Genomic DNA, 22,039 nt, shown 5'->3' with positions numbered 1-22,039 from the left:
GCTCGGAGGGTTGAAATGCTGCCACTGATCCGAATGCCGCGCCTCGTGCTCTAAAGGACGTCTCGTAACTCGGTGAAGGCGTTGCCTGGCAACGGTGCTGGTGTCAGCCGAGCAGGATGATGTTGTGGAGGTGGGCGATGCCGGAAGCGGTGTCGGTCAATGTGTGGGCGGCGCGGCGGTAGTCACGGAGGATCTTGAATGTCTTCATCCGGGCCAGGGCGTGTTCGACCTGCGCTCGGACGGTGCGGTGCTGCTTGTTCAGGTCCTTCTTCCAGACGGGTAGCTCGCTGCCGTCGGTGGGTTTGCGGTAGGGAATGATCACGTCGGGGTTGCCGCGGTAGGCGCCGTCGGCCATGACCGGCCTACCTGCGAGCTTGGCGTCGATGCCGGAGGTGCGGTAGACGATGGTGTCGTTGCGGTTGCCGGGCTGCGGGTCGCCCAGGGCCACGACGAGACGGGTGTGGGCGTCGATGGCGACCTGCAGGTTCGTCGAGTAGCGGTAGTTCTTGCTCGGTGCGGCGAGGCGGTGGTCGCGGGTCGGGACGAGGGTGCCGTCGACGATGGCGATCTGGTCAACTCGACGTCGGCGTACCGGAGCCAACGCGAGCAGCGGGCCGAGGGTGTCGATGACCCTGTGCGCGGCGGAGTGCGACACCCCGAACAGCGGACCGATCTGCCGCATCGTCAGGTTCGTCCGCCAGTACACGGCCACCAGCAGCACCCGATCAGCCAGATCGAGCGACCACTGCCGCCCCGGCCGACCATCAGCGATCGCGTCACCGCCCCGCTCAGCGACCAACTTGACCAGCCGGCGGAACTGGACGGGCTGCAGCCCGGTGAACGGGAAGATCCACTCCGGGCGGGCTGCCGAGATCACCTGCACCCCGACATGATCCACCATGGACGACCGACCGAGTTACGAGACGTCCCTTAGCAGATCCGGGCCATATGTACTGCCGTCCACTCCGGACAGGCTCAACTCCGCTCGCCTGGCGGCTTCCGCCGCAACCGTCGCCGTCAGCTCTACAGGACCGCCCGGGTACAGCATGTAGTCGCCGATCGTCATTGGTCGATCATTCGGGGTCTGTACGTTGTAGCAGATCATCTGCTCCTGACCGGCATAGCATTCACCGCCCCAGAGAGCGATCGCCGCCTGAGCCAGAGCATTGTTGCCATTCCGGACATTGCCGATTCGGAACGGCGAGCCGTCCGGCGGGTCCTCACCCGGGATCGGTACCTGCCAGGGGGTCTCCTCGGGGCCACCCCGCGCCTGCTCCTCCCGCTGCGCCTCGATCGCCGCCTCGCGAGCCGCCATGGCGTCCGCCGCCGCTTCCTGGGCGCTCTTGCCCGCGGCGAGCGCCGAGGCGCGGGCCTGGGCCGCGGCGCGCTCGGCGGCATCAGCGTACGACGCGGCTCGGGCCGCCGCCGCGGTGGCCGTTGCGGCGGACTTCGCAGCAGCCTGGGCGTCCCGCTGAGCGGCGGCTGCCGCGTTGCGGGCCACCTGCGCGTCATTCGCGGCCTGTTGGGCGGATGCGGCAGCCTGAGCCGCCGCCGTTCGCGCCTCGTTTGCATACTCGGCGGCCTGGCTGGCCGCCGTCGCGGCCTCTGCGGCATAGCGCGCCGCGTCCTGGGCCGCCTGCCGCGCGATCGCCGCCACCCGGTTCGCCTCCGACGCGTCCCGGCGGGCGTCGGCCGCGTACCGTAGCGCCTCGGCCACCAGGCCGCGGACCCGGGCGACGTGGGTGGCTGCCTCCGCGTCCCGTCGCTGTGCGCGGAACTGCCCGTCGGTGAGGAAGTCCTTCAAGTACGACCGCGGGCCGCTGAGCGCGACCTGGGCAGCCGAGTTCACCTCCGGACCACCGGCGTTCATGATCTGGGCGATCCGGATGCGGTCGTCCTGCTCGGCCGCGACGTACTGGCCGGTGGCGAGAAAGGCATGCCGGTCAGCTGCGGTGCCGTCGAGCGCTGCCTGAGCCGCCGCCTGCATCTGCGATCCACCGGCGCTCATCAACTGGGCAATCTTGATCCGGTCGTCAGTTTCCTTGCCCGGGTAGTCCCGGGTGTCGAGGAACGCGACGACGGCCTCGTGGGAGCCGTCCAGAGCAGCCTCCGCCGCCTCCTTCAAGGCTGGCTTGTCCGCCGTCGCTGCGATGTGGCGTACCTTCGCCCGGTCGTCCTCCTCCGCGGCGACCGCCCGCCCGGTGGAGAGGAAGCTACGCAGGTCAGCCTCGGAGCCAGCGAGGGCGGCGCCCGCTGCGGCCTGGGTCCATTCGCCGCCGGTCTTCATCAGGCGTGCGGCCGCCCGGCGCCCGCTGGACAGCACGACCGCCGTCGAAGCTCCCGGGGCGGTCGCCTCGGCCAGCCACTGCTGGGTCTGCTCGTCGAGCCGCGCCTCCTCCGCGGCATCCGCCGCTGCCTGGTCCAGTTGCTCCTGCTCGATCGCCCGAGCCTGTGCCGCTTCCGCCTTGCCCTGCTCGGTCTGCTCGGCCAGGCGTTCGACGTCCGCTTCCCGGGCGTCCGCCTCGACCTGTACGGCCTGGTTGGCCGCCTCGGTCGCGGTGTTCGCCGCATTGGTCGCGGCGGCGGCGGCGCTCGTCGCCCGAGCCGCCGCAGCGGCCGCATCGCCAGCGTGAGCTGCCGCGTCGTCCGCAGCCACCGCAGCCGCCTCGGCATGGCGTGCCGAATCCAGTGCTGCCTGATGGGCCTGCCGTGCGGCCTGCGCGGACTTCATGGCGAAGCGTTCGGCGGCGTTGGCTGCGCGGGTCGCGGCCGCCGCGTTGCGCTGTGCCGTCGCAGCGGCTGCCCGGGCCCGGGCAGCCTCGGCCGCCGCGACGTTGGAGTAGTTGCCGGCGTCGTTTGCCGCAGCGGCCGCAGCGGCCGCGTTGCTGCCGGCGCTGGCCGCAGCAGCCGCGGCAGCCGCCACGGTCTGCGCCGCGTTGCCGGCGGCCAGCGAAGCGTCGGCGGCTCTGCGCGCATTGGTGGCCACCTGACGAGCCTGCGCCGCTGCCTGGCGAGCCGCTGCGGCCTTGTCGGCGTCGGTGGCTGCGGCGGCAGCGGCTTGGAACGCGCGCGCTGCGGCCTGCCCAGCAAGGGCCGCCGCCGATGCGGCGCGGGCTGCGGCGTTCGACGCCAAGCGGGCAGCGTTGTTGGCGGCCCGCGCGGCGCTCAGCGCGGTACGGGACGCTTCGGCCGCCCGTGCCGCGGCGTCCGCGGCCCGCGCTGCGGCGCTGGATGCCCGCTTCGCCGAGTCCCGGGCAGCGGCGGTCTCTGCCTTGGCCCGCTCGGCGGCGGCCTTGGCCAGCCGTGCTGCCTCCACCGCCTGCGCGGAGGCGTTCTTCGCGGCCTCGGTCTCCTCCGCCGCCAGTTCGCCGGCCGCCTTGGCCTGGCTGACCAGCTGGCTGAGGGTGCTCACCTCCTGGTCCCGTGCCCGTGCCACATGTTGGCCACGGACCAGGAACTCCCGCAGATCCCGATCCGTCCCGGCGAGCGCCTGCTGGGCCGCCTCACGGACAGCAGGGCCACCAGCTGCGACGATCTGCGCGATCCGCACCCGGTCGTCGAGCATCCGTGCGGTGCCCAACTCCAGGAAGAAGAACTCCTCCAGATCCTTCGGCGTGCCGGTGAGCGCCCGCTGTGCCGCGGACCGCACCTGCGGGCCGCTGACGTTCATCACCTGGGCGGCGCGGATGCGCAGGTCGAGCGCCAGCGGTGCCTGGTAGCCCGTCTCCAGGAACTCGGTCACGTCTTCAGCCGAGCCGGCAAGGGCCGTTTCGGCGGCCTGTCTGGTGTTGGGACCGCCGATTTCCTGATAGTGCTCGACTCGGATCCGGTCGTCGTGTGCCATCGCCTCGGCGTAGCCGGAGTCGAGGAACTCGCGGAGATCCGCGTCCGAACCGGTCAACGCGACCTCTGCCGCTCGGGCAACCGTGGGCCCACCGGTCCGCATCAACTCGACACAATGGGCGCGATCGGCGAGCGTCGGCGGATTCGCCGCGCGGGCCGGCCCGACAGTCATCGTCACTGTCATGATCATGATCGTGGTGGCGACAGCGGCGCGGGTCACTGTCCCGTGTGGTCGTCTACGTCGGCCTTTCATTCTTACCCCGTTCGTTCGTTGTCGGCACGGACAGCGGAGGCCGGAACAGACGCTTACCGCCGCGCGCCGTGGGCCGATGAAGGTGCCGGCCCACGGCGCGGAAGGGTCAGCGTCGGGTGTTGTCCGGCCAGGCGTCGTAGGAGAGGGCGGACAGGATCGGGTCCCAGCCGCCGCTGGTGGTACCGGTCGGGACGTGGGCGGTCAGGTCCGTGCCACTGCCGTCGAAGGGGCTGTTGTCGAGGTAGCCGGTCAGGACGGCGGCGGAGCTGCGGCGGTAGTAGAGGCCACCGCCTGGGGAGACCAGCGAGGTGAGGCCGTTCCAGCCGCTGGTGGCGAGGTCGCTGCGGGTCCAGCTGCCGGCGGCGTCCACGGTGTAGGCGGGCATCCTGCCGTTGCTGAGGGTGGCAAGAAGGTGTCCCTTCCCGGTTGCGGCGAGCGTTTGCAGCGTCCAGCCGCTGGCACCGATGACGGTGCGGTTGGTGAGGTCGGTGCTCGGGTCGGCTGGTTTGGGTTTGGTCACGGTGTACCGGAGCATGCTGCTGCCGGATTGGCCGAACAGGGAGCCGTGTCCGTCGTAGACCAGCCGGTCGTGCGTCCACCCGCCGCCGAGGCGCTGTTCGGTACGGGTGAAGACGAGCGGCTGGAGGCCGTCGACGTCGACCCGGTACAGGTCGCCTCCGGTGCTGGTGACGAGCAGGGTGTCGGAGTTGAGGGTGGCCAGGGCCTTCGGCGTGAAACCGAGGGTCTGCTCGGAGACGGTGCTGATCTGCTTGGTGCCGGTCACCGGGTCGATCGCGGTGTACGACAGTCGACCGTCGGGCCGGGTGCCGAAGACCGACACCAGGCCGGTCCACGGACGGGCGGACAGGAGGACCTGGTTCCAGCCGCTGGTGCTGACCGGGTCGGTGGTGAAGCTCTGGATGTCACTGCCGCTTCCGTCGTACGGGTTGACGTCGCGGTAGCGGTCGAGTCGGCCGGCGGCGCTCCGGGCGTAGTAGATGCCGCCGCCGGGTGAGAGCAGGTGGGTCGGGCCGGCCCAGCCGGTGGTCGCCAGGTTGCTCGCCGACCATGCCTCCGTCCCCGCACCATTGATCTTGTACGAACGCAGCCTGCCGTCGCTGATGTTGCCGATCAGTCGCCCTGGTCCTGGCGAGGTGATCGCCTTCAACCCGAAGCCGGTGCCGATGTCGGTGAATCGGGTGAACGCCGCCGCGTCCGGCTTGTGCGCGGTCACCGTGTAGCGACGCAGCAGGTTCGTGTTGCTGACGATGCCGTAGAGCGAGCCGTATCCGTCGTAGGTCAGTCGGTCGATGGTGGACCAGCCGGTGAACAGCGACGTCACCGTGAACGTCAGTGGCGCCAGGCCGGTGATGTCCACGCGGTGCATGGTCCCGCCGGTGCTGGTGATCAGGATCGTGTTCTCGTTGAGCGTCGCCATGGCTCTGGGCGCGAAGCCGAGGGCTGCGGTCGACTCGCGGGTCGCCCGCAGGTCACCGCTGGCGGATTCGATGGCCGCGTAGGTGAGCCGACCGTCGGGGAGTACGCCGAAGATCTGCACGTCCGCGGTCTGCTCGCTGATCCATGCGCCGAGGTCGTCAACTCGGGTGGCCGTGGCACCATCACGGGTCTCGGTCTCGCCCAGGCAGCCCTTTTGCCAGGATGTGCTGTTGACTGCCACCAGTTCGGGGGTGCCGGCGTCGTCCCGGAATACCGGTCCACCCGCGTCGCCCTTGCAGATGGCGGCTCCCGGCGAAGCGCCGATCAGGCCGACCGACGTCGCGGTCACGTCCTCGACGGCGAACGAGGCCTGATGCAACCGGTCCGGCACCCACTCGGTGGCGGTGCGACCGTAGCCGGTGACGGTCAGTGTCTCCCCCGCCGCTGGCGTCGCGCTGGCCAGTGCCACCGGCGTGACGTCGGTGGCCGCCTGGGAGAGCCGGACCAGCGCGAGATCGCGCTCCGGGTGCGGGATGATCGACGTCGCGGTGAGCAGGTGGCCGGCATTGCCGGTGAGATCGGTCCGGCCCACCACCACCGTGGTGGGGTGACTCGGTGCTCCGGCGGTCACCGGCGCGGCCCCCTCGGTGAAGCAGCTCTTCGCCGTGAGCACCCAACCCGGGTCCACCAGTGCACCGCTACACGAGTTGACGTTGCCTGACAGCCAGTCACCGACGGTGACCTTGGCGCTGAAACCGTACGTACCGTCCGGGACCGGCTCGGCACCGGCGAGAGCGTGTGCGGGCCCGCCTCCGAGCAGCCCCGCGGTGACCGCGACAGCCGCGACCGCGGCGCCCGGTCGACGTGAACGGTGGACCAACTTCACAGCTCCCCCTGATGATCGAGACGACTGACAGCCACGAGCCGAACGGGCATCAACGCCGCGCTCCGGCACCGACCCATGCCATGACGGCCCCCCGTTCGACTCGCGCCGATGCGCGATGTCGGAGCAGCCATGCCTCAAGCCAGGCGACCCACGGCCACCTGGATCAGTTTGCGAGTCGGGGTTTATCTGTCCGCTTGCCGATCGCTAGCCAAGCGGTTGCCAACCCTTCGATAGACTTAGATCGAACCTACGGGGGTGGGTATGCGGTTCGGGGTGTTCGGCTCGGTGGAGGTCTTCGGGCCCGACGGTCCGGTGTCGGTCGGCCAGCCCCGGCATCGGGCGTTGCTCGGCTGGCTGCTGCTGCACCCGAACCAGGTGGCCACTCCCGAGCGACTGATCGAGGCCCTGTGGGGCGGAGCGGAGCCCTCGTCCGCGATGTCGCAACTGCACGTCGCGGTTTCCACGCTCCGGCGCGCGCTGCGGGAGCTGGGCATGGTCGACGTGATCCGGACCCGTCCCGGCGGTTACCTGGTGTCCCTGTCTGAGGACGACCTGGACGCCACCGTCTTCGACCGGTACGTCAACGACGCCCGCGCGGCGCATCGACGCGGCGACTGGCCGATGTCGGCGGAACTGCTGCGCCACGCGCTGACACTGTGGCGGGGCGACGCTCTCGCTGGCGTGACCGCGCCCTACGCGGCCACGGCGCGGCGACGGCTACACGAGTCCCGCCTGGCCGCTCAAGCGCTACTGGCCGAGGCCGAGCTGGCGTTGGGCCATCACGACGACCTCGTCGGCGAGTTACAGGATCTGGTCCGCCAGCACCCCGAGCACGAACAGCTCGTGTGTCAGCTGATGCTGGCACAACATCGCTGCGGCCGACGCTCCGACGCATTGAGCACCGCCCGGTCGTACCGTCGCCGGTTGGCCGACGAGCAGGGCCTGGACCCGGGCGCCCAGTTCACCGAGTTGGAGAAGGCGATCCTCACCGCCGATCGGTCATTGGACCTCGCGGCACCGGCCCGGGACGCGCCGCAGCGTACTGCGGCGTCGCCCGCTCAACTGCCGTTCGACGTGCACGACTTCGCAGGTCGCAAGCGTGAGATGGATCAGCTCGACGCATTGCTCGACCCGACCGGGAGCTGCCGCCTCGTCCTGATCAGCGGCACCGCCGGGGTCGGCAAGACGGCGCTGGCACTACGGTGGGCCCACCGCGTCCGCGAGCAGTTCCCGGACGGGCAGCTCTATGTGAACCTGCGCGGTTTCGACGCCCGGCGACCGCCGGCGCAGACGCTGACCGTGCTGCACTACTTCCTGCGCTCCCTCGGGCTCGAACCAGCGGCGTTCCCCGCCGACGTCGACGAAGCTGCGGCGCTGTTCCGATCACGGCTGGTCGGCCGGCGGGTGCTGATCGTGCTCGACAACGCCGCCAACACCGAACAGGTCCGGCCCCTGCTGCCCGGCATCGCCAGCTGTCCCGCCCTGCTGACCAGCCGCAACCGGCTGCCCTCCCTGATCGCGCACGAGGGAGCAAGGCTGCTGCAACTGACTCCCATGCGTCGGGAAGAGGCGACCCTGCTCCTCCGGCGGATGCTCACCCGTGGGGCCAGCGACGCCGCCGTCGAGCAACTGGCCACCCGCTGCGCATACCTGCCGCTGGCCCTGCGTCTCGCCGCCGCCCAGCTGATCTGCCACGACCATCTGACGGTGGCGGAGTACGTCGACCAGTTGGGTGAGCGAGACGCCCTCTCGTTGCTGGACCACGGCGTCGACGACGACGTCGCGGTCAGTTCGGCGTTCGGCGTCTCGTACCAGACGTTGACCCCGCAGGGACAGCACCTGTTTCGGATGCTGGGCCTCATCCCAGGCCCGGACTTCACCCCACCGGTGGCCGCCGCGTTGACCGGACGCTCCGAGGCCGCACTGCGCGCTCCGCTGACCGAGCTGATCGCCGCCAACCTGGTAACCGAATACCTACCGCGTCGATACCTTCTCCACGACCTGCTGCGCAGCTACGCCGAGCGGATCTGCGCCACCGAAGAAAGTGAGACCGACCGGCACGCCGCCGCCCTGCGTCTCGTCCACTTCTACGACCAGACCGTCTTCGACGCCTACCCGCTGCTCATGCCGCGGCGTCCGGACACGCGACGAGAGACGATCCAGCCGCCGGTCAGGTCGCTGCGCTTCACCGATCGAGGTGCGGCGCTCACCTGGATCGACCACGAACGCGACAACCTCATCGCTGTCATCCAGCTCGCCGCGGAGCGCGGCTGGCACCACGCGGTTCTGCAACTGACCGCCGACTTGTTCGCCTACTTCGTCATCCGACGCCGATGGACCGAGTGGCTCGCCGCGCTACGCATCGCCCGCGAATCCGCCGAAGCCACCTCCGACATCGCCGCCGCCGCTCGCGTCGAGAACGCCTTCGGCGTGCTCCACAAACAGAGCGGTCGTTTCGACCTCGCCGAACTGCACTACCGACGTGCGATCGACCTCGCGACCACAGCCGGCGAGGAACGCGCCGCCGGAGCCTTCACGGTCAACCTGGCCGGCCTGCGTGTCGGCCAGGGACACGGGGCGGAGGCCGTCGAAATGCTGCGCCTCGCCTTGACCTATCCGGCCTACCGCGACAACCCGCAGTACGCCATCACCGCCCAGGTGAACCTCGCATGCGCTCTCATCGCTCTGGAACGCAACGACGAAGCGGCAAGCGCCCTCGACGAAGCTCTCACCGCCGCCTTCACTCTCGGCGACCTTCAGAACGCCTGCATCATCTACGCCAACCTGGTGGAGGTCGCCCTCCGACGAGGACAGCACCAGACCGCCCGCAAGTACGCCGAGGAACAGCTACGCCTGGCCGAGGAACTTGGGGATCCCTTACGCACCGCGGTCGCCCGCGACAACCTCGCCTCGACCCTGCTGCCCGACGAGCCGGACATCGCCCGGCAACACTGGGCCGAGGCTCACCGGATCTACCTCGAACTTCACCACCCGCTCAGTGACGTACTCGGTCCCTGGCTGGCGACCCTGTCCTCCTTCGCCGACCGCGACGAGCTGATCAGTTCCGACGACCTGCGACGTCAGCGCGCCCGCCGACAACTGTGACCGCCGCTGCACCACGGCTATCTGTCAGGGCTCTGTCAGGTATTCGTACGGCACGACGCCTTCCTGCTCGAATCAGGGACATCGCCTGGATCCGCGTGGGGGAAGGATTCACGTGCACCGCAGCGCACATCTGGATGTGATCTCCGAGGAGCACAACGAGCAGGTCAGAAGGCTCGACCCGGTGCGGTTGGACAACGAACTCCGGGTGTTGCCCAGGTTGAACAGGACCGCCGATGTCGCCGCGATGGTACGGACGCTCGGCGCTGCGCTTCCCTCGGCGGAGAGCATCGCGGCCTTCACCACCGCGGAGTGCCTGGCCACCATGCGTGACCTGGGCATGTATCTCGGCAGCCTGCAACGGCACGGGGTCTCCGCCTTCGACGCCGTGCCGGGCGCGACCAGGTCGTTCCAGCTGCTGGGCCAGCGTACGGGGATGATTCCGCGGGACACGGTTTACCACTACACGTCCTGGAATCCAACGGGTCAGCGGGAACGGCTCTACACGGGCCACCCGATGGAGCGCAGCCTGATCAACGCGGTACGCACCTGCGTGCCGAACCTCGCCCGCGCGGTCGACATCGGGCGGTCACTGATGCAGGAGGACCCAGCTGCGCCCGTCCACGCGGAGCGCATCGCGTCGCTCACCGCGCACATCGCGGTGGCGGACACGGTCATGAGCGGTATCCGGGCGAGCGTCACCCCCGAGTTCTTCGCGCGGGTGCTCAGACCGTTCTACGAGGACGTCCGCGTCGCCGGTCGCGCGTACATGGGGCCGGCGGCGGCCCACATTCCCATCTTTCTCATCGACCTGCTCCTGTGGGCCTCGGACCGAGGAAGCCCGGGATATCTGCAGTTCTGCCATGAGGTGTCAGCGCAGACCCTGCCGCAGTGGCAGGAGCGGTACGCGGAGTGGGCGAGCACGCCATCCATCACGTCCCGTGTCGTCGCGGCCCTCGGGACCTCCGGCTCACCGTCCACGGACGAGATCGTCGAGGCCAGTGCGAGGAGCCTGCGGCGAGCCCTGCAGACCCTCACGTCGTTCCGCGGCAAACATCTGGTGATGGCGCGACGTGCCTATCAGGAGGAACTCCGGCTCTATGAACTGGGCAGTGGCGGCGGCAGTGTCGGACTACTGGAGGAGATTCTCGCCCTGACGAGACAGAATCGCGCCCTGCTCAACGCCACCGCCGCGCAGCGGGTCCAACTGCCGTGACGCACCCCGAAGGTAGGACGCCGACGATGGAAATCACGATAGTGGGGGCCGGGGTGGCGGGGCTGGCCACCGCGCTCAGCCTGCACGCCGCGGGCTTCGACCGGGTCACGGTCTTCGAGGCGGAGCCGGACCTGCGTCCACACGGGCTCGGGCTCAACATTCTGCCCAACGCCGTGCGGGAACTCGCCGAACTCGGGCTGCTCGACGAGTTGCGGCAGCGCGCGATCCGCACCCGGGAACTGGCGATGTACAACACACGTGGGGATCTCGTGTGGCGCGAGGATCGCGGCACCGCTGCGGGCTACCGATGGCCACAGCTTTCGATCTCCCGTGCCCGGCTCGTGACGGTTCTGGCCGACGCGGTACGGCGGCGTCTGGGTGACAAGTCCATCGTCACCGACGCCCGGCTCGTCGGCCTGCACAGCGAGCCGGGTCGGACGTACGGGACCTTCATGGGCCGGGACGGCACCACGCGTACCGTCGAGACGGGGCTTCTCATCGGCGCGGACGGCATTCACTCCGCTGTCCGGGCGGCGTTCTACCCGGCCGAGGGACCACCCCCGGCCAACGGCATGACGATGTACCGAGGAACCGCCTGGGGCCGTCACTTCCTGACGGGCAGCACGATGGCGGTGCTCGGCGACGCCCGGCGACGACTCGTGCTGTATCCCGTCGACAGGGACGATGCCACGAACAAGTCCCTGATCAACTGGGTCGCCGCCTTCCCTGACGACGAGGCCGACCCGTTGCCGCACGATCGCACGGACGCCGCCGACCGGCGTGCGGCCGTACTGCGCCAGTTCGGCAGTTGGGCGCCGCCGGGAGTGGACCTGCCCCGCCTGCTCGACGACACGGCGGACATCCAGCGATACCCGATGATCGACAGAGACCCGATCCCACGCTGGAGTTTCAACGACGTGACACTGGTGGGCGACGCCGCCCACGCCATGTATCCGGCCGGGTCCAACGGTGCCACCCAGGCCATCGTCGACGCCCGGGTGCTGTCGTGGCACCTGGCGACCCACGCCGACCTGGGCAGCGCCCTGCGCGCCTACGAGGACGACCGCCGCCCGCAGATGACCGAGTTGCAGCACGCGAACCGCTCCCTGGGGCCCGAGAAGGTGATCACCATTGCCCACCAGCGGGCACCGCACGGGTTCACGGATGTGCGGGAGGTGTTCAGCGCGGAGGAACTCGCGGAAATCTCCCGCAGCTACGCCCGGACCGGCCGGTTCGATCAGGACTGGGTCAACTCACGACCGTCGCTGGGCGTAGCTCGACCTCAGGGTGAGGGTGCGGATACCGGCGCCGTGGTGGGCGGGGTGGCGGACCTCGCCGGGCGGGACGACGAGTCCAGGGCGGTGAAGGAGACCGGTTTCATCACCGCCGTCATCAGGGCCATGGAGCACGATCGCCCCGACGCCTACCTGGTGGACCGGTACGCGAGGCTGTTGAGCACCCCGGTGTCCCGGGAGATGACCGAGGAGGCGCTGGCCGCTGGCGGCACCGTCGGGTCCGTGATCGTCCGAGCCCGGTTCGGTGACATCGCGCTCCGTGCCGCGACCGACAGTGGCGTAACCCAGGTGGTCTGTCTGGCGGCCGGCAGTGACACCCGGGCATGGCGACTGGATCTTCCCTCGCGTACCCGGTTCTTCGAGGTCGACCTGCCCGGCCAGTTGGAGGCCAAGGAGCGGATGTTGGAGCCGGTCCGGGACCGGCTCGTCTGCCGTCGGGTCTCCCTCGGCGCGGATCTTCGGCATGACACGTGGCCGCAGCGGCTGCGGGCAGCCGGCTACGAACCAGACGAGCAGACGGTCTGGATCATCGAGGGGCTGCTTCCCTACCTTGAGATCGAGGATTTCACCCGGCTGATCGGGACCGTGCGGAAGATGTCGACGCGCGGTTCGGTACTGCTTGTCGACGCGCCGCACACCGACTACTACATCGATCCGGCCAACGAGACGTTTCTGGCGTTCATGACGTCACGCGGATCCGCGTTCCAGCTCGGCTTCGACGACCTCGGCGACTTCCTGCGCCACCAGGGCTGGACTGCGGAGGCCTACACGCTGCGGCAGCTCCGCGCGGGTGAGTGCTCGTGGCTGCCCACGCCGCCCGAGCGCCTCTGCCCACCCCGGGACCATCACTGGGTGGCTCGCGCCCAGCTCGACTGAGCAGCCTCACCCCGACCGACCTCAACGCAACGGCGACGACGGCAACCCCGTGGTCGCACCGAGCACGGCCGAAGCCTCGCGGAACGGTGCGGTCGACAGGTTTGCGATGCCGCCACCGATCTGGCCGACGCCGGGCCGTCGGTGCACGATGCCGGTGTTGACCGACGGACCGAAGCCGGCACGCGCCACCCGATGCACATCGATGCCGGTGGCGACGCCCCGGAAATCGTCGCCAGCCAGCCTGAACCGGTCGCCCGGCTCGGCGGTGATCTCGCGCATCCTGGCGGTGTGCCGCGCGACGTCCGCCGCCGACCAACCAAGCTGCGCGGCGACCACGGGGCTGGCGGCAAGCGCGACGGCACCGAGACCCACGACCTCCATGACGAAGGAGTCACCCGCGATCGGGTGGGCGTCCGCCGGGCGGTACCCGTCGAAGAGCACGACCTCACCCACCGGCGCCTCGGTGACGAACCACCGGTCGCCGGTACCGCTGACCCGGATGCCGAACTCATTCCCGTTGGAGGCCAGCGTGGTCACGATCGGACTGCGGTCCTGGCCGTGTGCGGTGTCGGCGAGCAGGCGGGCCGCGGGCGTGGCGAACGCCCCGAACAGGTGCAGGTTGGCGCGGCACCAGCGGGCCACGCGGGCCACGTCCGGGCCGGACAGCTGGCGGCCCAGCAGGGTGGCGAAGACCTGGGTCAGTAGCAGGGAGCTGCCCGCGACGGTGCGGGCGTGGCAGTCGTCGCCACGGCGCAGGGACTCGGCCATGATGCGGGTCACGTTGATCGGGGTCAGCCGGGCGACCTGGTCGAGCACTGGTGCGACGACCTGGCCGATCCACCGGATCTGGTCGAGTACCTGCTGCTCGTGACAGCCGAAGCGCAGGCACGCCCCAGCGCCGTTCTCCAGTGGACCGAACGCCTGCCGCCCGTCGGCGTCCGCCACGACCACGACCGGCATGGACGGCGACAGCACCCCCGTCATCGGCACCACGGCACCCGTGAGGACCGACGGCAGCAGTCGCACCTCGCGACGGTCGATCAGCCGCTCGGCGGCGGCCGGACTGTCGGCCTCTTCTTCGAGGAGCAACGCCCCGACGATGGCCGACCGCATCGGTGCCGGCGCGTCGGCGACGTCCAGCGGCGGACCGGGGTGCAGGAAGGTGCGGCGATCCAGCTCCGCGCAGACGGCACCGGCGAGGTGCGCGCCAGCCACGTTCACCTGCACGCTCTCCCATCCGGTGAACGGCTGATCCGGGCCGTGGTCAGCGGGTGTGCCGGGCATGGCCGTCCTCCTGCGACGCCTCGGTGCCCCCCGGTGCGTCGAGCGACGGCACGACCGCACCGGCCAGCAGAGCCGCCACGTCGCTGCGACGGATCAGCGCGCTGCCCAGCACGGCCAGGTCCTGTTCGTCGATGCCGTGTTCCCGCATGAGGGCCCGCGCCGGCTCCGTGATCACCAGGGCGGCGGGCGCGACCGGTGGGGCTTGCGGCGTACGGTCGGTCTCCTCCCGGTCCGGGCCAGCAACCGGCGGCGGCGGGGTCTGCGACGGCGGCGTCAGTACCGCCACGACCTGACCCGGCCGGCAGTCGGCGCCGGCCGGCAGCCGACGGCTCAGCACCCCGGTGTGCTCGGACACCAGGTCCTCCAGGGCCTTCGACGTCTCGACCGTCGCCACCGTCGCGCCGCTCTGCACCGTTGCGCCGTCGTCGACCAACCACTCGACCAGCACGTACGAGGCGTCGTTCGTGTTGAGCCGGGGGATTCGGATGTCAGCCATGGACCAGCTCCTTGACGGCGTGCCGGATCGTGCCGCTTTGCACCAGCACCTGTCGTTCCAGGTGGGCTGCGGCGGGAATGATGCTGTCGAGCGAGTGGATCAGGCGGATCGGTGCGGCCAGGGTGCCCCACAGGGGTGGATGCAGAGCCGCGGCGACCTCGGCGCCCCACGTGCCGCCGGCGGTGCTCTCCTCGATCACCGCCACCCGCCGCGCTGGCCCGGTCAAGCTCAGCAGGGGCGCCCGGTCCACCGGATAGAGCCGGGACACGACAAGCAGCTCGGCCACGATCTCGTCGTGCAGAAGCAGCTCACGCAGCGCCTCGACGGCGCGGTGCACCATCGCGCCGGAGGTGATCAGTACGCAGTCCGGCGGTACCGGGTCGTGCAGGCGGATCCGGGCCACGCCGTCGGTGAGCTCGTAGCCGAAGAGGTCGTCGACCATGCCGTCGGTGAACATGCGCTCGCCGTAGAGGACCTTGCCCTCGAACAGCACGGCGGGCACCCCGTCATCGAGGATCCGGGTGAGCAACGTGTGGTTGTCGTGCAACGGCGACGCCTCGTACAGGGCCAGCCCGGGCACTCCGATGAGATGTTTCTGCGGGGTCTGGCTGTGAGTGGGCCCGTACCCGCGATTCCCGCCGGTCGGGCAACGCACCACCAGGCGCAGGGGCAGGCGACGGCCGTACATGGCGGTCGACTTGCTGGCGAAGTTGACCAACTGGTCGAACGCGAGCGTCACGAAGTCGGCGAACATGATCTCCGCGACGGCGGTGTCGCCGGCCAGTGCCAGCCCGCTGGCGACACCCACCAGCGCACCCTCGCTGATCGGTGTGTTGCGGACCCGGTGGGGATACCGGGTGGAGAGCCCCCGGGTGACTTTGAAGGCGCCACCGTACGGATCGCAGACGTCCTCGCCGAGCAGCATGGCCCGCTCGTCCTCGGCGAACAGCCGGTGCAGCGCGGTGTTGAGATCGCCGGCCACCCGGGGGGCGGTCACCGGGGGCTCCACGCCGTCAGCGGCCGGGCGAGCACTTCGGCGACGATCCGTTCGACGCGCCGCGACTGCTCCGCGTCGATCCGTTCGAACTGCTCGGGGTGCCCGGCCGCGTACCCGGCGGCCCAGTCCGCCGCGCGGACCGCGCGCAGCTCGGCCGGAGAGCGAGAGTCGTCACCCTTGCTGTGCGGGCCGAGGCGATGGGTGACGAACTCGACGACGAACGGCCGTGACGCCCGGCGCACCTGCTCCACCAGCGGACGCAGGGCCGCTCGCAGCCGGGTCACGTCGGCGTCGGTGAACCGCTCGTACGCGATGCCGAAGGCCGCCGCCCGGCCGCCGATGTCGCCCGCCATCTGCTGCCCGGTCGGCGTCGACTGGGCGATGCCGTTGTTCTCGGTGACGACGAGCAGCGGCAGTTCCCACCGGGCGGCGATGTTCAGAGCCTCGTAGACCACGCCCTCGCCCCAGGTGCCGTCACCGGTGTAGACGCAGGCGAGCGCTCCCGGCGTGGACCGCTTGAGGTGCAACGCCACGCCCGTGGCCACCGGCAGGCTCTGCCCCTGCACGCCGGTGGACAGGAACCGTTCGCGGAGCAGGTGCTGGCTGCCGCCGACGCCGCCGCAGACCGCACCGGCGCGACCGAGCAACTCGGCGAGCAGGCCCTCGGGGTCTGCGTATCGCGCCAGGTAGTGGCCGTGGCCGCGGTGGTTGCTGAAGATGTGGTCGTCGTCGCGCAGCAGGGACGTCAGCGCCACGGGTACGTACTCCTGCCCGAGACAGGTGTGTGTCGTGCCGTGCAGGAATCCCTGCTCGAAGAGTTTGAGCAGGCTTTTCTCGAAGTGCCGAATGAGCAGCATGGCGGACAGGTCCGCGTCCGACAGTCGGCTGAGCGACGGTGGGCCGACGCCCTCGTCGAGCACCGCGGTGGTATTGCGCGACCGAGCATTGTTGATCATGCGCCTTCGTTCCCCCGTCGGCGTGAAAGCGATCTGGCAAAGCGCGCGCGACGTCCGATGATAGCGGCTGAATTCGTGAAGTGCTGCCTGCCGCAGTGCGGACCGACCGATGTGCGGGCTCCCGGATGACAATAGCCATCCCGTCAAGGCAGCGGGGTGGGTCCACTATGGCTTTCCGTGGCCCCGGCCGTTGTCGAGATAGGCGCTTCTCACTGCGCGGGATGCTGGTTGACGACCCGACGCTAGCCACGGTTCCATCATCGAGGCGTCACGACCGACTGTCACGGCGTCACACCGGAGGCTCAACAGAGACAGGTGGCCACCTTCTTCAGGCGACACCACACCGGTCGTTCAACGGGGGATTCAAATAGCACACATCGCGTACGCCCATGCCGTCGCACCACAATTGGCGACCGCATCGAGGGCTTGGTCAGCAGCTGCGCATAAGTGACGTCAGGTGCGCCGACGCGCGTCCTGACGACAATGCCGTGCGAACTGAACTGACGCTAAGTTAACAAATCGCGTCGTCGGTCGCCGCGACACGGGAATGACACCGCGACCGCCGTCGGGAACGGCCTGCCGCCGTCTGGTTCTGCCGTATTCGTGCCGGCTGGTGGTGTGCCGTGTGCCTCGACCGCGGGACAGGAGCACTCGATGAGTCGGTCCACCATCCGTACGCGATGGCGTTCGCCGTGACGGCCGCCCAGCTGAATTTCGGCTTCAAGGTCGCACAGCAGCTCATCGGCTGGTCGGAACTGCAACGGCTCTGGTCCGCCGCCGACGCCGACGGCGAATGGCAGGACGCCTGGCTCTACGACCACTTCCAGCCGGTGAACGCCGCGCCCGACGGCAGTTGCCTGGAAGCGTGGACCCTGCTGGCCGCCCTGGCGACCCAGACCGCGCGACTACGGATCGGCGTCCTCGTGACCGGGAACGTCTACCGGCATCCCGCCGTGCTGGCGCACATGCTCGCCACCGTCGACCACGTCTCCGCCGGCCGGGTCGAGTTCGGCTTCGGTGCGGGCTGGCACGCCGAGGAATGCCGCCGGCTCGGCATACCCCTGCCCGCTCCGGCGGAACGGCTCGCCCGCTGGGACGAGGCATGCACGGTCGTGCACCGGCTCTGCACCGAGGACACCGTCCACTTCTCCGGCCGGTACTACCAGCTGGAGGGCGCCGGTCTCAATCCGCGCCCGAACACCCGGCCCCGCTTCGTCCTCGGTGCCTCCGGACCGCGCGCCCTGAAGGTCGTGGCCCGGCACGCCGACGTCTGGAACGTGGCCGACGGCCAGGTCAGCACCCTGCGTCGAGGCCGGGACGTCCTGGCCGAACACTGTGTCGACAGCGGACGCGACCCTGCCGAGATCACGTTGTCGGCGCAACTGCACGTCGCCGCCGGGGATCTGCTCGCGGCCCGGTTCTGGACGGCGCGGCTGGTGGCAGCCGGGGCCCGACACGTCGTGTTCAGTCTGCCGCCCGAGGCGTCGCCGACCCTGTTGCGTCGGCTGGTGACCGAGGTCATCACCCCGGTACGAGACGAGTGGCACGCGAAATCCCGTCCCGACCCGTCGGAGGTGGCGCCATGACAACCCGCACCGCGGTACCGCCCCGGGTGCGCCGCGCCCTCGCCCGCGCGTCCGAGCACGACTTCCACGGCGCCTGCGAGGACCCGGTAGGCCCGCTGCTGGCGACGTTGGCGGCAGCGGTCCCGCCCAACGGTCGGATCCTGGAACTGGGCACCGGTACGGGAGTCGGCACCGCCTGGCTGGCCGAAGGGCTCGGCCAGCGCGCCGACGCCCGGCTGGAGACGGTCGAACTGGACGAGTCCCTGGCCGCAGCCGTCCGCGCCGACAACTGGCCGCCGAACGTGATGATCCACACGGGTGACGCCGAGGAGTTGCTGCCCACGCTGGGCCGGTTCGACCTCGTCTTCGCCGACGCCGTCGCCGGCAAGTGGACCGGCCTCGACCTGACGATCGACGCGCTGGCACCCGGCGGGCTGCTCGTCGTCGACGACATGGACCTGGGGCGCTACACCGACCCCGAGCACCGCGCCGCGGTGCGGCGGGTGGAACGGACGCTGACCGACGACCCCCGGCTCGTCACGGCGCGGATCCCGGCCGGCACCGGCCTGATCATCAGCACCCGACGACCTGACCTTCCGCACGACAGCCGAGATGAGGAGACCCCATGACCATGGCCGTCGCCCCGGCCAGGAGCGCCGAACCGGCCGCGCCGGACCCGGTCGCCATGTTCACCAGCATGGTGCTGATCCGGGTGTTCGAGGAGCGGATGATGGAGCTGCGCACCGGCGGCGAGGTGATCGGGCCGGTGCATCCGTACGTCGGCCAGGAGGCCATCGCCGTCGGGGTGTGCGCGGCGCTGACCCAGGCGGACTCCCTGGTCAGCCACTACCGGGGGCACGGGCACGCGATCGCCCGCGGAGTGGACCTCGACGCCCTCACCGCGGAGCTGTTCGGCCGAGCCGCCGGCCTGTGTGGCGGTAAGGCAGCCGCGCTGATCAGTGACAGCCGGACCAATCTGCTGATGTCCAGCGGCATCGTCGGCGCCGGCGTACCCGTCGCCGCCGGCGCCGCCATGGCCGCCCAGGTACGCGGTGAGCCGGCGGTCAGCGTCGCGTTCATCGGTGACGGCGCCCTGGGCAGCGGAGCGGTGCACGAGACCCTCACCATCGCCGCCGTGCAACGGCTGCCGCTGGTGATTGTGTGCGAGCACAACGGATACCAGGCCGGCAACCGCACCGAGGAGGTCTATCCCGAGGTGTCGCTGCTGCGCCTGGCCGAGGCGCACCGGGTCCGCGCGGTGGGGGTCGACGGCAACGACGTGGCCGCGGTCGCGACGGCGGCCCGCGATGCCGTGCACCTCACTCGCGGTGGCGAAGGCCCGACGTTCATCGAGGCCAGGACCTATCTGACCCGGTTCCACCTGCAGTTCGAACGCCCTTCGCCGGAGGTGCGGCCATCGGAGGAGATGGCGGCATGGCGGGCGCGGGATCCGATCGACACCGCGCGCCAGAGCCCGCCCCTGCGGGACAGGCTGTCGGACGCGGACGTCGAGGCCATCTGGGAGCGGGCCCGCGAGCGGGTCGAGCGCGCCGTCGAAACCGCCCGCAGCTCCCCCTGGCCGGCACCGGAGGAAGCAGCGACGCATGTCTGGGCGGAGGAACCGTGAACGAAGTCGGTCTGCTGGATCTCGTCCTCGAAGAGGAGTTCACCCGGGATCCGAACCTGGTGTTCCTGGCCACCAACTCACCGGCGTCGCTGCGCCGACGCTTCGGCTCGGACCGGGTACGCATCTGCGCGATCTCCGAACAGGCGATGACCGGCATGGCGGTCGGCGCGGCAATGAGCGGCCTGCGGCCCATCGTCGACCTGAACCGGGCCTCGTTCGCCATGCTGGTGATGGACCAACTGGTCAACCACGCCGGCCGGATGCACTATCTCTCCGGCGGCCAGTACCGGGTGCCGATGATCGTGACGTCGGCGACCCGCGGGCGGCAGCAGCTCGGCCCGCAGAACGAACAGTGTCCGTACGGCATCTTCATGCAGACACCGGGTCTCGCCGTGGTCGTACCCGGCTCGTTGCGGGACGCGTGCGCGTTGCTCCGCGGCGCGACGCGGTGGCCCGGCCCGGTCCTGTACTTCGTCGCACCGGAGCTGAACCGTCAGCGAGGGCTGAGTGCCGCGCTCGCCGCCGCTCCCCTGCGGTTCGGCGAGGCCGCACACCTGCGCCACGGCGACGCGGCCACGATCGTGGCGATCGGTGGCGCCGTCAAGGTCGCAGCCGACGCGGCCGAGGCGCTCGCCGCCGACGGCGTGCACTGTGACGTCCTCGACCCCCGCACGCTGGTCCCGTTGGACACCGCGGCGTTGGCCGCATCGGTCCGCCGTACCGGGCGACTGGTCTTCGTCGACGACGGCCCGCGCTCCGGTGCGCCCGCGCAGATCCTGTCCCGACTGCTCGACGAGCCCGGGGTGGCGGCTGCGGTGGGTGGACGGATCGGGTTCGTCTGTCAGCCCGACGTTCCGGTGCCGTCCGCTCCCCCACTCGAAGAGACGATGTGGCCGACCGAGGGACGAATCCGCGCCGAGGTACAGCGGGTACTGGGCGAGCCGGAATGACCGAGGCCCTGAGTACGCTGGCAACTCCACCGCCGGCGTCCCGCGTCGTGTCCGCGCAGCCTCCCCTGCGCAGTCTGCTGCGGCATTCGGCGTTCGCGGTGCAGCGTCAGGCGGACGAGTTGGCCGCCACCGGCCGGGACGTGATTCACCTCGAACTCGGCGAGCCCGACCTGCCGACGGCGTCCCACATCGTGTCGGCGATGGTCAGCAGCGCGCGGGACGGTTGGACGCACTACACGGCGCCGGCCGGTGACCCGGAGATACGCCAGCACCTCGCCGGACACTACGCGCGGCTGCTGCGGATGCCGGTGGCCGCCGAGCAGGTGCTGCTCGTGCCCGGCAGCAACATGGTCCTGCACTTCGCCCTGCTGACCCTCGTCGCGCCCGGTGACGAGGTGCTGCTGCCGGATCCAGGCTTTCCGGTCTACGCCGAGCTGGTGCGGCTCGCCGGCGGGGTGCCCGTCAGTTATCCGCTCCGCAGTACGGCCGGCTTCGTCCCCGACATCGCTGAGCTGGCCGCCCGGGTCACCGCCCGGACCCGCCTGCTGGTGGTCAACTCACCGCACAATCCCACCGGAGCCGTCCTGCTCCCGGAGACCGCCCGGGAGCTGACGGACCTCGTCCGGCGGCACTCCTTCTACGTGCTGCGCGACGAGGCGTACCGGGGGTTGAACTGGACCGGTGTGGACACCGACGCGGTGCTGGCCGAGCTGCCACCGGAACGCGTCATCGTCTCGGAGACACTCTCGAAGAGCCATGCCATGTGCGGCTGGCGGGCCGGGATCATGGTTTCTCCCCCGCACCTCGCCGCCGACTTCGCGGTCCTGATGACCAACACGAACTGCTGCATGCCGGCGTTCGTCCAGCGGGCGCTGCCCACAGCGCTGACCGCGCCCGAGACGGCCAGCTGGTCGGCGAGGTACGCCGCCGAGTACCGCGGCCGCCGTGACCTCACCGTGGCCCGGCTGCTCGACATGCCCTCGGTGCGACTCACCCCGCCGATGGGCGCCTTCTACGCGTTCCCCGACATCAGCGACACGGGCCTGCCGGACGTGGTCTTCGCACAGCGGCTGCTCGCCGAGACGGGAGTCGCCGTCATGCCGGGCAGCAGCTACGGCCGGCACGGCAGGGGCCATGTCCGGCTGTCGTTCACCCAGCCACCGGACCGCCTGACGGACGCGCTGGACCGGATGCACCGGTTCCTGGCGGAGCTGGCGTGACGCCGGGGCCACGACCGTTCCTCGATCGTGGCCCCG

General features: G+C 70.3%; 15 protein-coding genes. 8 read left to right on the top strand and 7 right to left on the bottom strand.

The window, feature by feature from the left end; all coding sequences use genetic code 11:
- Positions 1 to 103: 103 nt before the first annotated feature.
- The 3 genes from KBX50_RS03725 to KBX50_RS03715 form a co-directional block, all read right to left on the bottom strand.
- A complete protein-coding gene (locus KBX50_RS03725) occupies positions 104 to 883 on the bottom strand; it encodes a transposase family protein (protein WP_210935105.1) in 780 nt (259 codons plus the stop codon).
- Positions 884 to 916: 33 nt separating this feature from the next.
- Positions 917 to 4,027, bottom strand: a complete 3,111-nt coding sequence (locus tag KBX50_RS03720; RefSeq protein WP_247673066.1) for an ALF repeat-containing protein — start codon at positions 4,025 to 4,027, stop codon at positions 917 to 919.
- 175 nt (positions 4,028 to 4,202) lie between these two features.
- Positions 4,203 to 6,419 (bottom strand): trypsin-like serine protease, encoded by a 2,217-nt coding sequence (locus KBX50_RS03715; RefSeq protein ID WP_307870829.1) that lies wholly within the window; start codon positions 6,417 to 6,419, stop codon positions 4,203 to 4,205.
- A 261-nt stretch (positions 6,420 to 6,680) separates the two neighbouring features.
- Between KBX50_RS03715 and KBX50_RS03710 the strand changes: the two genes are divergently transcribed.
- The 3 genes from KBX50_RS03710 (at position 6,681) to KBX50_RS03700 (ending at position 12,908) form a co-directional block, all read left to right on the top strand.
- Positions 6,681 to 9,524, top strand: coding sequence for a BTAD domain-containing putative transcriptional regulator (locus tag KBX50_RS03710; protein WP_247673123.1), 2,844 nt, complete (start codon positions 6,681 to 6,683; stop codon positions 9,522 to 9,524).
- Between the two features lie 112 nt (positions 9,525 to 9,636).
- On the top strand, positions 9,637 to 10,737 hold the full coding sequence (locus tag KBX50_RS03705) for a monodechloroaminopyrrolnitrin synthase PrnB family protein (RefSeq protein WP_210934671.1): 1,101 nt from the start codon (positions 9,637 to 9,639) through the stop codon (positions 10,735 to 10,737).
- 26 nt (positions 10,738 to 10,763) lie between these two features.
- The gene (locus tag KBX50_RS03700; protein ID WP_210934670.1) at positions 10,764 to 12,908 is read left to right on the top strand and encodes an SAM-dependent methyltransferase; all 2,145 of its coding nucleotides are present in this window, start codon (positions 10,764 to 10,766) and stop codon (positions 12,906 to 12,908) included.
- A 21-nt stretch (positions 12,909 to 12,929) separates the two neighbouring features.
- Here the strand turns inward: KBX50_RS03700 and KBX50_RS03695 are convergent, their stop codons facing one another.
- The 4 genes from KBX50_RS03695 to KBX50_RS03680 are packed head-to-tail and all read right to left on the bottom strand — an operon-like array spanning position 12,930 to position 16,641.
- Positions 12,930 to 14,192 carry a DUF1116 domain-containing protein gene (locus KBX50_RS03695; RefSeq protein WP_210934668.1) on the bottom strand — a complete coding sequence of 421 codons (1,263 nt, stop codon included), beginning with the start codon at positions 14,190 to 14,192 and terminating at the stop codon, positions 12,930 to 12,932.
- Positions 14,173 to 14,688 carry a biotin/lipoyl-containing protein gene (locus KBX50_RS03690; protein WP_210934667.1) on the bottom strand — a complete coding sequence of 172 codons (516 nt, stop codon included), beginning with the start codon at positions 14,686 to 14,688 and terminating at the stop codon, positions 14,173 to 14,175. The genes KBX50_RS03695 and KBX50_RS03690 overlap by 20 nt, the downstream gene beginning before the upstream one ends.
- Complete coding sequence (locus KBX50_RS03685) at positions 14,681 to 15,685, bottom strand: transketolase C-terminal domain-containing protein (RefSeq protein WP_307870828.1); 1,005 nt, start codon at positions 15,683 to 15,685, stop codon at positions 14,681 to 14,683. Before KBX50_RS03685 ends, KBX50_RS03690 begins: the two co-directional genes overlap by 8 nt.
- Positions 15,682 to 16,641 carry a thiamine pyrophosphate-dependent dehydrogenase E1 component subunit alpha gene (locus KBX50_RS03680; RefSeq protein WP_210934666.1) on the bottom strand — a complete coding sequence of 320 codons (960 nt, stop codon included), beginning with the start codon at positions 16,639 to 16,641 and terminating at the stop codon, positions 15,682 to 15,684. Before KBX50_RS03680 ends, KBX50_RS03685 begins: the two co-directional genes overlap by 4 nt.
- 680 nt (positions 16,642 to 17,321) lie before the next feature.
- On the opposite strand from KBX50_RS03680, the gene KBX50_RS03675 reads away from it, so the two are divergent.
- Genes KBX50_RS03675 through KBX50_RS03655 form a run of 5 tightly spaced genes read left to right on the top strand, consistent with a single transcriptional unit; the run spans position 17,322 to position 22,003 of the window.
- Positions 17,322 to 18,227 (top strand): LLM class flavin-dependent oxidoreductase, encoded by a 906-nt coding sequence (locus KBX50_RS03675; RefSeq protein ID WP_210934665.1) that lies wholly within the window; start codon positions 17,322 to 17,324, stop codon positions 18,225 to 18,227.
- The gene (locus tag KBX50_RS03670; protein WP_210934664.1) at positions 18,224 to 18,835 is read left to right on the top strand and encodes an O-methyltransferase; all 612 of its coding nucleotides are present in this window, start codon (positions 18,224 to 18,226) and stop codon (positions 18,833 to 18,835) included. The genes KBX50_RS03675 and KBX50_RS03670 overlap by 4 nt, the downstream gene beginning before the upstream one ends.
- Complete coding sequence (locus tag KBX50_RS03665) at positions 18,832 to 19,833, top strand: thiamine pyrophosphate-dependent dehydrogenase E1 component subunit alpha (RefSeq protein WP_210934663.1); 1,002 nt, start codon at positions 18,832 to 18,834, stop codon at positions 19,831 to 19,833. The genes KBX50_RS03670 and KBX50_RS03665 overlap by 4 nt, the downstream gene beginning before the upstream one ends.
- Positions 19,830 to 20,783 carry an alpha-ketoacid dehydrogenase subunit beta gene (locus KBX50_RS03660; RefSeq protein WP_210934660.1) on the top strand — a complete coding sequence of 318 codons (954 nt, stop codon included), beginning with the start codon at positions 19,830 to 19,832 and terminating at the stop codon, positions 20,781 to 20,783. The genes KBX50_RS03665 and KBX50_RS03660 overlap by 4 nt, the downstream gene beginning before the upstream one ends.
- The gene (locus tag KBX50_RS03655) at positions 20,780 to 22,003 is read left to right on the top strand and encodes a pyridoxal phosphate-dependent aminotransferase (protein ID WP_210934658.1); all 1,224 of its coding nucleotides are present in this window, start codon (positions 20,780 to 20,782) and stop codon (positions 22,001 to 22,003) included. The genes KBX50_RS03660 and KBX50_RS03655 overlap by 4 nt, the downstream gene beginning before the upstream one ends.
- The last annotated feature ends 36 nt before the right edge of the window (positions 22,004 to 22,039 follow it).

Origin of the sequence: Micromonospora sp. C51, assembly GCF_018070435.1 — a bacterium.
Classification (GTDB): domain Bacteria; phylum Actinomycetota; class Actinomycetes; order Mycobacteriales; family Micromonosporaceae; genus Micromonospora; species Micromonospora sediminimaris.
Note: the sequence above shows the minus strand (reverse complement) of the source record. Positions and strands in the feature narration are given on the sequence as shown.

What these genes read in the sequence shown, in the direction of transcription:
- KBX50_RS03700 (WP_210934670.1), top strand. Translation starts at nt 10,764, where the DNA reads ATGGAAATCACGATAGTGGGGGCCGGGGTGGCGGGGCTGGCCACCGCG.
- KBX50_RS03680 (WP_210934666.1), bottom strand. Translation starts at nt 16,641, where the DNA reads ATGATCAACAATGCTCGGTCGCGCAATACCACCGCGGTGCTCGACGAG.
- KBX50_RS03695 (WP_210934668.1), bottom strand. Translation starts at nt 14,192, where the DNA reads ATGCCCGGCACACCCGCTGACCACGGCCCGGATCAGCCGTTCACCGGA.
- KBX50_RS03655 (WP_210934658.1), top strand. Translation starts at nt 20,780, where the DNA reads ATGACCGAGGCCCTGAGTACGCTGGCAACTCCACCGCCGGCGTCCCGC.
- KBX50_RS03720 (WP_247673066.1), bottom strand. Translation starts at nt 4,027, where the DNA reads ATGACAGTGACGATGACTGTCGGGCCGGCCCGCGCGGCGAATCCGCCG.
- KBX50_RS03710 (WP_247673123.1), top strand. Translation starts at nt 6,681, where the DNA reads ATGCGGTTCGGGGTGTTCGGCTCGGTGGAGGTCTTCGGGCCCGACGGT.
- KBX50_RS03675 (WP_210934665.1), top strand. Translation starts at nt 17,322, where the DNA reads ATGGCGTTCGCCGTGACGGCCGCCCAGCTGAATTTCGGCTTCAAGGTC.
- KBX50_RS03665 (WP_210934663.1), top strand. Translation starts at nt 18,832, where the DNA reads ATGACCATGGCCGTCGCCCCGGCCAGGAGCGCCGAACCGGCCGCGCCG.
- KBX50_RS03690 (WP_210934667.1), bottom strand. Translation starts at nt 14,688, where the DNA reads ATGGCTGACATCCGAATCCCCCGGCTCAACACGAACGACGCCTCGTAC.
- KBX50_RS03670 (WP_210934664.1), top strand. Translation starts at nt 18,224, where the DNA reads ATGACAACCCGCACCGCGGTACCGCCCCGGGTGCGCCGCGCCCTCGCC.